Source organism: Alicycliphilus denitrificans K601, assembly GCF_000204645.1.
Lineage (GTDB): Bacteria > Pseudomonadota > Gammaproteobacteria > Burkholderiales > Burkholderiaceae_C > Alicycliphilus > Alicycliphilus denitrificans.
Genome location: NC_015422.1, coordinates 1,887,397 through 1,896,987, shown reverse-complemented (window position 1 = coordinate 1,896,987; position 9,591 = coordinate 1,887,397). Strand labels below are relative to the sequence as shown.

The following is a 9,591-nucleotide window of genomic DNA, read 5'->3' as shown; positions in this document are numbered from 1 at the left end:
GCTTGCCGCCCTCACAGCACGCCGGTGGCCTTGGTGAGCAGCCAGATGCCGACCACCAGCAGGATCGCGCCCACGGCGACCGTCAGGCCGAACTGGCCCCAGGTGGCGCGGCCGGTGTGGATCTCCGAGTAGCGCGTGTAGGCGTGATAGCAGACACCGACGAACATCGATGCGACCACCAGCAGCGCGATCAGCAGCACGATGTCGTAGCCGTAGTTCTGCAAGGTCTGCAGGATGCCGCTGCCCTGGCCGCGCGAAGGGTCCTCCATGGTCGGCAGGCCCTGCGCGAAGGCCGACAGCGGCAGGCCCGCGAGCGCCAGCGGCAGCAGCGGAGCGGCGATGCGGGACGGAATGCGATGGGATGTCAGTGGCGTGTTCATGGCGTATGGCCTTTCGTGACGGTCAGGAGAGGAGGAAGAAGGTCAGTACGAGGTACATCGCCACGAAGCGCACGACGACGGCGAGGAACTGACGTTCAGTGATGCGGTGCTCGGCCCAGCCGACGTAGGCGGTGCGCATGGCCCACACGCCCCACAGCAGCAACACGGCGAGCACGAAGCCCAGCACCACGGCAGAGACGGCCGAAGGCGCAAAGCCGCCGTTGGCCTGGAAGGCGGCGACCTGATCGGCAGAGGGCGTCATGGCGACGGCTCCTCGTCGTCGGCGCGGTCGCGGCGGACGTAGTCGCCGGCCAGCGGGACGGGATCGCGCGGCTGGGCGCGTTGGGGCACGAGGTAGTCCTGCAGGCCGGCGCGAACGCGGTTCAGGTCGGCACGCAGTCGGGCGTAGTCGAAGTGGTAGCGGGTGCGTTCCTGCGGAGCGGTATTGGCGGCGTGCTCGGCGAGGCGGTCGATCAGGTCGAGTTGGCGGGTGAGCGCGGCGAGCTGCTCACGCTCCGAGGCGAGGCTGTCGGCAGCAGCGGCAGGCTGCAGCGCCGAGAACGACACAGCCAACACCACGGCAAGCGCAGGCCGCGCGGATGTGCGGCGGTTGGTCTGTCCCATCGTGCCATTCCCCGTTGAAGCGGATGGCCAGATGCTGTGGCGCGCTCTCGCTTTGCGCCGCAGGGAATGGGAACTACGGCATGACCGGATTTGTTGGTCGCGCTGGCCGACATTCGCGCAATGCCTGGTGGATTTCTTGTTGGCTAGCGCCTACCACCCTTTGGTAGAATTGAGCAAACTTGGCAATCCAAAGTCACGAAAGACCAAACCAGATGGTTTTCAGATGAGTGAAGTCGAGAGCGAGATCCTCACGCTGGAGGAAGTCGCGGCCTACCTCAAAGCCGGCAAACGGACGGTCTATCGCCTTGCCCAGAAAGGAGAGATTCCAGCGTTCAAGCTTGGGGGAACCTGGCGCTTTCGCCGCTCGGAGCTGGATCGGTGGATCGCCGAAAGCATCAACAAGAAGAAGCCGGAGGCCGAGTGAGCGCGGACCATGCCAGCCGCCGAATCACGCTCGGGGAAGAACAAGGGGGGGATCGCCGTTGACGACACAGCAGCTTCTGACGCCGCACCAGAGCCAGTACTTTGCTTGGCTGCTGACCAGGCGTGCAGCAGGCGACTCGGTGGAGTCGCTGGCTTCGACCTTGGTCGATTCGCAGGTCGATCTGAATCCCCATCAGGTCGAGGCCGCGCTCTTCGCTTGCCGCAACCCCCTCTCACGCGGCGTGATCCTCGCCGACGAGGTTGGTCTGGGCAAGACCATCGAAGCCGGCTTGGTCATCTCCCAACGCTGGGCGGAACGGCGGCGGAAGGTGCTCATCATCGTTCCGGCGAACCTGCGCAAGCAATGGCATCAGGAGCTGCAGGACAAGTTCGGCCTGCAAGGGCTGATCCTCGAAGCCAAAAGCTACAACGCGATCCGCAAGCAGGAGCAGCGGAACCCGTTCCTGTTCGCCTCCGGTCCGATCATCTGTTCCTACCAGTTCGCGAAGGCCAAGGCTGACGATGTCAAGGGCATCGACTGGGACTTGGTCGTCCTCGACGAAGCGCATCGCCTGCGCAACGTCTACAAAACCAGCAACGTCATCGCCAAGACCCTCAAGGAGGCGCTGTCGCGCGTTCACTCCAAGGCGCTCCTGACCGCGACGCCGTTGCAGAACTCGCTGCTCGAACTCTATGGGCTGGTCAGCTTCATCGATGACCGGGTGTTCGGAGACCTTGATAGCTTCCGCTCGCAATTCACTGGCAGAGAGCAATCCTTCAGCAGCCTGCGTGACCGGCTGGCCCCCATCTGCAAGCGCACCCTGCGCAAACAGGTTCAGCCCTACGTGTCGTACACAGCGCGCAAGGCCATCGTCGAGGAGTTCACGCCGTCGAGCGAAGAGCAGGAACTTTCCAGGCTCGTCGCCGATTACCTGCGCCGCCCCAACCTCAAGGCCCTGCCCGAGGGGCAGCGCCAACTGATTTCGCTCGTGCTGTGGAAGCTGCTCGCCTCCAGCACGCACGCGATTGCGGGTGCGTTGGAGACGATGGCCAAGCGTCTCCAGGGTGTGCTGAATGAAACTCCCGTGGTTGCCGATCTCGCCGAAGAACTGGACGAGGACTACGAGTCGCTCGACGAGACCGCCGAAGAGTGGGAAGACCAGGAGCAGGGAACAAAGGCAGCGAGCCGCGCCGAGCGTGATGCCATCGCGCAGGAGATCGAGGAGCTGCGCCACTTCAGAACGCTGGCAACCAACATCCGCGACAACGCCAAGGGCAAGGCGCTGCTCACCGCGCTGGATCGCGCCTTCGCCGAACTGGATCGGTTGGGTGCGTCCAGGAAGGCCATCATATTCACCGAATCCAAGCGCACGCAGGAATACCTCCTCAACTTGCTGGCTGACACGCCATACGGCGACGGCATCGTGCTCTTCAACGGCACCAATAGCGACCAGCGTGCGCAGGCGATCTACAAGGACTGGCTGAAGCGCCACGAAGGCACCGACCGCATCACCGGCTCCAAGACTGCCGACACCCGTGCGGCACTGGTCGAGCACTTCAAGGAGCGTGGCAAGGTCATGATTGCCACCGAGGCCGGAGCCGAAGGCATCAACCTCCAGTTCTGCTCGCTCGTCATCAACTACGACCTGCCGTGGAACCCGCAGCGCATCGAACAGCGCATCGGGCGCTGCCACCGCTACGGTCAGAAGCACGACGTTGTGGTGGTCAACTTCGTCGACCGCAGCAATGAGGCCGATGCACGGGTGTATGAGCTGCTGTCGCAGAAGTTCCAGCTCTTCGAGGGCGTGTTTGGGGCTAGCGACGAAGTGCTGGGTGCGATCGGCTCCGGTGTCGATTTCGAGCGACGTATCGCCGAGATCTATCAGAACTGTCGAGAGCCCGAGGAAATCAAGTCCAGCTTCGAGCAACTCCAGCTCGACCTCTCCGGCGAGATCAACGAGGCGATGGTCAAGACGCGCCAGGTATTGCTTGAGAACTTCGATGAAGAGGTGCAGGAGAAGCTGCGCATGCGGGCCGACGACAGCCGCAACGCGCGCAACCGCTTCGAGCGCATGCTGATGGACTTGACCCGCGCCGAACTGGTCCATTGCGCCGCGTTCGATGACGACGGCTTCGATCTTCGCCGCATGCCGACTGGAATCGAGCACAGCGGCCTCGCGGGCATCGAGCTGGGGCGCTACGAATTGCCCCGCCGCTCCGGCGACGCGCATCTATACCGCATCAATCATCCGCTGGCGCGATGGGGCATCGAGCAGGCCAAGGCTCGGGCACTCGACGGGGCTCGTCTTGTGTTCGACTACCACGCCCACGGTGCAAAGATCAGCACGCTTGAAGCCTGGCGCGGCAAAGCCGGATGGCTCACCGTGAAGCTGATCTCGGTCGAGACACTCGGCAACCAGGAGCAACATCTGCTGGTTGCCGCGGGCACGACCGACGGCGTAGTGCTCGCGGAAGAAGACCCGGAAAAACTGCTGCGCCTGCCCGCGACCACGCAGGCGGCCAGTCTATTCAACGCCCCTGACGCCACCCTGCTGGCCGACGTGGAAGCCCGCAAGACCGCGCTCCTGCGCGACGTCAACGAGCGCAACCTCGGCTACTTCGAGCAGGAAGTCCAGAAGCTGGATGCCTGGGCGGACGACCTGAAGCTGGGTCTGGAGCAAGAGATCAAGGAGATCGACCGCGAGATCAAGGAGGTGCGCCGAACCGCCGCAACCTCGCCGACGCTGGAAGAAAAACTGTCATGGCAGAAGAAGCAGCGCGAACTGGAAGGCAAGCGCAGCAAGCTGCGCCGCGAGCTGTTTGCCCGACAGGACGAAGTCGAAGCGCAGCGCAATGACTTGATCAGCCAGCTTGAAGTGCAACTCCAACAGCAGGTCGAGGAGCGCACGCTGTTCACTGTCGAGTGGGAGCTGGTGTAATGACTAATCAAGTAGCACCGTTAGACCTGCGCATGACCAGGCCGCGGTTGAAGCGTGCCAAGAATTGAGGAGAGCGAGATATGGCTAGCGGAAAATTACTGCGGCAACTCATCAAATCGGGAACGCAAGGCGATGCTTCGGGCTTTCGCGCGGCGTCCGAGGCAGTGATCAAAGAGGAGCGCGAGAAGAACCATCATCTGCTCGCAAATGACCTTGAGCGTTTACTTTACGGCGATCAGGCAACGGTCGGGAAGAGTGCGCGGAAGCTGCAAAGTTTGCCCAGCGTGCCGACAAATAAAGACAACGGCCTTGCGCTACTAGAAGAGCGTGCCGTGATTCGAGAGGAGAAAGACATCATTCTCTCGGATGCTTCGCAGTCGGCACTCGATGAAATCCTGATGGAGCACAACCGGACGGACGTGCTTCGATCCTATGGCCTGCAACCCGCGCAGAAGCTGTTGTTTTGCGGGCCTCCCGGCTGCGGCAAGACGCTGGCCGCCGAAGTCATCGCGCATTCCCTGTCCATGCCGCTCATCCTCGTTCGGCTGGACTCGGTCATCTCGTCGTTTCTGGGAGAGACGGCCGCCAATTTGCGCAAAGTGTTCGATTACGTCGCAACGCATCCCGTGGTCGCATTGTTCGATGAATTCGACGCCCTGACCAAGGATCGTGGCGACAGCGCCGATCATGGTGAGCTCAAACGCTCCGTAAATGCCGTCTTACAGATGATGGACGGTTATCGAGGCGAGAGCATCCTGATCGCCACCACCAACTACGAAACCTTATTGGACAAGGCGGTTTGGCGACGCTTCGATGAGGTTGTGCGCTTCGAGATGCCGAATCTGGAGCAGATCAAACGCTTGTTGGCTCTGAAACTCTCCGGTGTCCGCCGCAATTTCGAGCCCGACGATGGCCAGGTGGCATCCGTGTTCAAGGGCATGTCGCACGCCGACATCGAGCGGGTTCTTCGGCGCTCCGTCAAGGAAATGATCCTGTCCGGCCGGGAGTTCCTGGAGAAAAGCCACCTCGATACCGCGCTTGCCCGTGAGTATCGTCATAAGAGTTAAGGGATGGAGGGGGAGGCATGGCCTATGAACACTTGCGCTTGGAGCGAGAAGCGCCCTCAACGGAGCGCCATCCGAGGCGTCATCCGGGAATTCGCCCTCCTGCCGATCCGAGAGCGCATGGTGCCGCGTTAGCCGGGCGGCTCGACCAAGCGCGGCAACGTGCGATGGCAGAGGACGTCGGCGGGTTCGACGACCGTAAGCTGCTCAAGATTCGGCTGCGCGCGGGCGACAAGAGCGTGCCCGCCTTCGATGCCATTCCTGGCGTGGAGATTGTCAGCCAGGAAGATGAATCCATCGTGCTGGCATTCGCCACTGATGACGGCTTGAGCGAGTTCGAGAGCCGCCTGGCCACCCTTGCACGTGATGGCGTTGTTACACGCAAGGAACTGTTCTACGTCATCGAAGACTTCGACCACTGGACACCCCAGGACCGTACCGGCGCGGCCTTGCTTGAGCAAGGATTTCCAGCCGCGCCAACCTTCATGCTCGATGTCGAACTATGGCCCCAGGAGCGACAGGACAAGCGCCAGCAAATGGTGCGTGCCTTTCTCGACTGGTTGCATGCACAAGGCATTGAGCGGCTGGACGACATCCAGCAACCCTCGCTCGTCATGGTCCGTGTGCGCTGCAACGGTGCGCAGGCCGAGCAGATCTTGCACCATCGCGATGTGCGCACTGCCGACCTGCCGCCCCGCTTGGGTGTGGCCGTACAACTGCTTCATACCGACATCAACCAATTTCCTCCGATCGATCCCCCTTCTGACGATGCTCCGTCCATTGCCGTGCTGGATTCAGGCTTGACGCGCGGACATTCGTTGCTCGGCGCAGCGGTCGGCGACGCGCAGGGCTACCTCGCACCGCATCGCAGTGCGGATGACACCGATCCCCACTGGCACGGCACCTTCGTCGGCGGGCTTGCGTTGTACGGCGATGTCCATGGCGTTATTCAGCAAGGGCAGTTCGTCCCGCAGCTTCGCCTGTTCTCCGGCAAAGTGTTCGAAGACGACGGACAAGACCAAACCGAGTTCGTCGAAAAGGCGGTCGAGGAAGCCGTGCGCGAACTGCATGCGCAATACGGCTGCCGGGTCTTCAACCTAAGCTATGGCGACCTGAACAAGGTCTACGATGGCCGTCATGTGCGCGGGCTCGCCTACACGCTGGATCGGCTGACGCGTGAGCTGGGGGTCCTGTTCGTAGTACCAGCGGGCAATTTGTTGTCATCCCAGTTGCCAGCCGATACACGCGCGAGTTACCCGGACTACCTGTTCGAAGGCCACGCCCGCCTGCTGGACCCCGCCACATCGCTCAACGCGCTGACCGTTGGCGGCTTGAGCCTGAATGAGGCCACACGCAATGCACAGCGCCATCCCAACACGATTGAAGACCACGTGTTGGCACGGGCGGAGCAGCCGTTTCCATTGACTCGCAGCGGCCCTTCTGCCAGCGGCGCCATCAAGCCCGACGTGGTCGCGCATGCCGGCAACATCGCCTTGCGGCGCACTGGAGGTGGCACAGACCATGCCGGTCTGGGAGTGGTGTCGCTCAACGGCGGCTTTGCCTTGGGGCCGGCGTTCAAGGAAGACATCGGCACCAGCTACGCCGCCCCCCAAGTCGCCCACCAAGCCGCGCGGCTACTGGCCGAAGTGCCCGACGCTTCGCCCAGCCTGCTGCGCGCACTGATCGGCGCCCATGCCCGCTGGCCGCAAGCCTGCGAAGCGCTGTTGAACCCCGGCAACAATGCTGAAGGCCGCGACAAACTCCTGCGCCTCGTCGGGTATGGGCGCGTGGACGATGCGGCGCTGTTCCGCTCGCTTGATCACACCGTCACCCTGCTGGCCGAAGAGCGCGTCGGAAACGACCAGCACCACTTCTTCGAATTACCTCTACCAGACAGCTTCTGGGACGGTGGCCGCCGCACGCGTGAGGTGACCGTCGCGCTCGCCTACAGCCCTGCCGTGCGCACCACGCGGCTGGACTACCGAAGAGCCAAACTGTGGTTCCACCTGGTGACGGCTGGCAGCCTGGATGAGGTCACCCAAGCCTACCGGCGCAATCGGGAAGAAGGCATGGGCGAACGCGCCAACGGCCGCTGGCTACCCAACGACACCCGCAAGAACGGCACGTTGCAGGTCTCTCGATGGCGCTTCAAACAGGCGCTGGCCAACGGTCACAAGGTGTTCGTCGTGGTGACCCGGCAAGACAGCCTTTGGTCCGATGGGCGCGATGGGGACGAGCCCTATGCCGTCGCCGTGGTGCTGGCGGATCGGGAGCAGGCCAACGCTCAGCTCTACGCCCAGGTGCAAGCAGCGCTGCAAGCGCGTGCCCAGGCACGTGCGCGCGCTCGGATTGGCGGGAGGGCCTGATGCCGGCGCTCGAACCTCAGTACTTGGCCATCTTGAAGCAGGTGCTCGCCGCCCGCTTCGTGCCGTTCCTGCCGCCATTGCTCGGCAACGTCAATCCCGCCGATCACGCGGCGAAACAGCTTTCGCGGGCCTTCAGCGCCTTCGTCCTCCACAAACTGCTCGACATTACGCCGCAGGTGGCGGCCGCCTCGGTCGTGGATGATTTCAACGACAAGGGCATCGACGCGATCCACTACCACGCGCCGTCGGAGACTCTGTACCTGCTGCAAACCAAGTTGAAGGAGTCCGAGCAGTTCAAGCAGGAGGATGCGCTGCCGTTCTGCGAGGGCATTCGCCTGTTGCTCAAACAGGACTTCGCCGCGTTCAACGGGAATGTCCAGAATCGGAAGACCGACATCGAGGGCGCACTCGATGTGTGCAGCCACATCAAGCTGGTCGTGCCCTACACGGGCGATGGTGTATCGCAAGCGGCTCGCGACGCCTTGCAGGCGCTGCTCGATGACGAAGACCTCGACGAAGAGCGGCTGGCCAAGCAGGTGGAGTATTACACGGCAACCGAGATCGTCTGCGATCTGCTGGCGGAACAAGCCTACCAACCCGTGCACACGGATATCGCGTTGCACAAGCACGCGAAAGTCGAAAGCCCGCGAGCCACGTACTACGGTGTCGCGCGGCTGGCGGACTTGGTGACCCTACACCAGATGCACGGCAAGGCCCTGTACGAACGCAACATCCGCTACTTCCTCGGCAGTAGCAAGTCCGATGTCAACAAGGCCATCAAGACGACCTTGCATGACGCCCCGCTGGACTTCTTCTATCTCAACAACGGCGTCACGGCCGTCTGCGACCAGATCGAGCCGAAGGCCAACAAGAATGGCGTCAAGAAGTTCAAGGTTCGCGGCCTGTCCATCATCAACGGCGCGCAAACGGTTGCGTCGGCTGCCGAGTTCGTGCGCCAGCATCCGGGCAAGAGCATCGATGACGCCAAGGTGATGCTCACTTTGATCAAGGCATCGGCGGATGGCCAGTTTGGGAAGAGCGTGACCAAGGCTCGCAACCACCAGAACCCGGTACAGACCGCGAACTTCGCCTCGCTGGACGAGAACCAAGAGCGGTTGCGGCAAGAGATTGCCCACCTTGGCTTCGGCTACCACTACCGTCCCGAGGCCGTGGCAAATGGCACCAATGCCATCACGCTCGATGAGGCGCTGCGAGCACTGGCCTCGCAACAGAACGACCCACGCTACGCCGTGTGGCTCAAGAGCGAACCGGTGCGACTCGCCACCCCCGACTCCGCCGAGTACCAGGCGCTGTTCACCGTCGCGCTACCGGGCGTGACGCTGGTCAATGCGGTCCTGTGCCACCGCGCGATTCGCACCCTCGTGGTGGACTACGAACAGAAGGCCCCGGCGCGTAGCCAGGAACGCCTGATCTACCGTCATGGCTTACACGTCATCACGGCGGTCATGGTGAAGCGCCTGCGCAGCCGCATCGGCACGGCAGCCGTCATCGACCCGACAGCGATTCCCGCGCTGATCAGCCAGCCGCTCGATCAGCTCAGGCAGCAGGCTTTCGACCTTGGCCAACAACGACTCATTCTTGAGGGGCCACTGGCTTACTTCCGCAACCAGGGCAACGTCGTGAACTTCCTGGCCGACCTGATGGAGGCACACTTTGCGCTGGGTGCCGATCCGGCCATAGCGCCACTACGCAATATTCAGAATGCAGCGGACGCGTATCCGCGCAAGCGCCTGATCGACTACTTGTCGAACCGCGCGCCACAACTATGAGAGCG

At 62.6% G+C, this 9,591-nt stretch carries 8 protein-coding genes; 5 read left to right on the top strand and 3 right to left on the bottom strand.

Annotated elements, in window-relative coordinates; translation table 11 throughout:
• Positions 1-11: 11 nt before the first annotated feature.
• Genes ALIDE2_RS08970 through ALIDE2_RS08960 form a run of 3 tightly spaced genes read right to left on the bottom strand, consistent with a single transcriptional unit; the run spans position 12 to position 1,004 of the window.
• The gene (locus tag ALIDE2_RS08970; protein WP_013721887.1) at positions 12-380 is read right to left on the bottom strand and encodes a TIGR03745 family integrating conjugative element membrane protein; all 369 of its coding nucleotides are present in this window, start codon (positions 378-380) and stop codon (positions 12-14) included.
• A 22-nt stretch (positions 381-402) separates the two neighbouring features.
• Positions 403-642: a TIGR03758 family integrating conjugative element protein gene (locus ALIDE2_RS08965; protein ID WP_013721886.1), complete on the bottom strand. Its 240-nt coding sequence runs from the start codon at positions 640-642 to the stop codon at positions 403-405.
• Positions 639-1,004 carry an integrative conjugative element protein, RAQPRD family gene (locus ALIDE2_RS08960; protein WP_013721885.1) on the bottom strand — a complete coding sequence of 122 codons (366 nt, stop codon included), beginning with the start codon at positions 1,002-1,004 and terminating at the stop codon, positions 639-641. The genes ALIDE2_RS08965 and ALIDE2_RS08960 overlap by 4 nt, the downstream gene beginning before the upstream one ends.
• A 1-nt stretch (position 1,005) precedes the next feature.
• On the opposite strand from ALIDE2_RS08960, the gene ALIDE2_RS25835 reads away from it, so the two are divergent.
• The 5 genes from ALIDE2_RS25835 (at position 1,006) to ALIDE2_RS08935 (ending at position 9,586) form a co-directional block, all read left to right on the top strand.
• A complete protein-coding gene (locus ALIDE2_RS25835; RefSeq protein ID WP_476489887.1) occupies positions 1,006-1,428 on the top strand; it encodes a helix-turn-helix domain-containing protein in 423 nt (140 codons plus the stop codon).
• Between the two features lie 58 nt (positions 1,429-1,486).
• The gene (locus tag ALIDE2_RS08950) at positions 1,487-4,366 is read left to right on the top strand and encodes an SNF2-related protein (RefSeq protein ID WP_013721884.1); all 2,880 of its coding nucleotides are present in this window, start codon (positions 1,487-1,489) and stop codon (positions 4,364-4,366) included.
• 80 nt (positions 4,367-4,446) lie between these two features.
• Complete coding sequence (locus ALIDE2_RS08945) at positions 4,447-5,433, top strand: AAA family ATPase (RefSeq protein WP_003141003.1); 987 nt, start codon at positions 4,447-4,449, stop codon at positions 5,431-5,433.
• 17 nt (positions 5,434-5,450) lie between these two features.
• Positions 5,451-7,796 (top strand): S8 family peptidase, encoded by a 2,346-nt coding sequence (locus tag ALIDE2_RS08940; RefSeq protein ID WP_228846320.1) that lies wholly within the window; start codon positions 5,451-5,453, stop codon positions 7,794-7,796.
• Complete coding sequence (locus tag ALIDE2_RS08935; protein WP_013721882.1) at positions 7,796-9,586, top strand: AIPR family protein; 1,791 nt, start codon at positions 7,796-7,798, stop codon at positions 9,584-9,586. The genes ALIDE2_RS08940 and ALIDE2_RS08935 overlap by 1 nt, the downstream gene beginning before the upstream one ends.
• Positions 9,587-9,591: the final 5 nt, after the last annotated feature.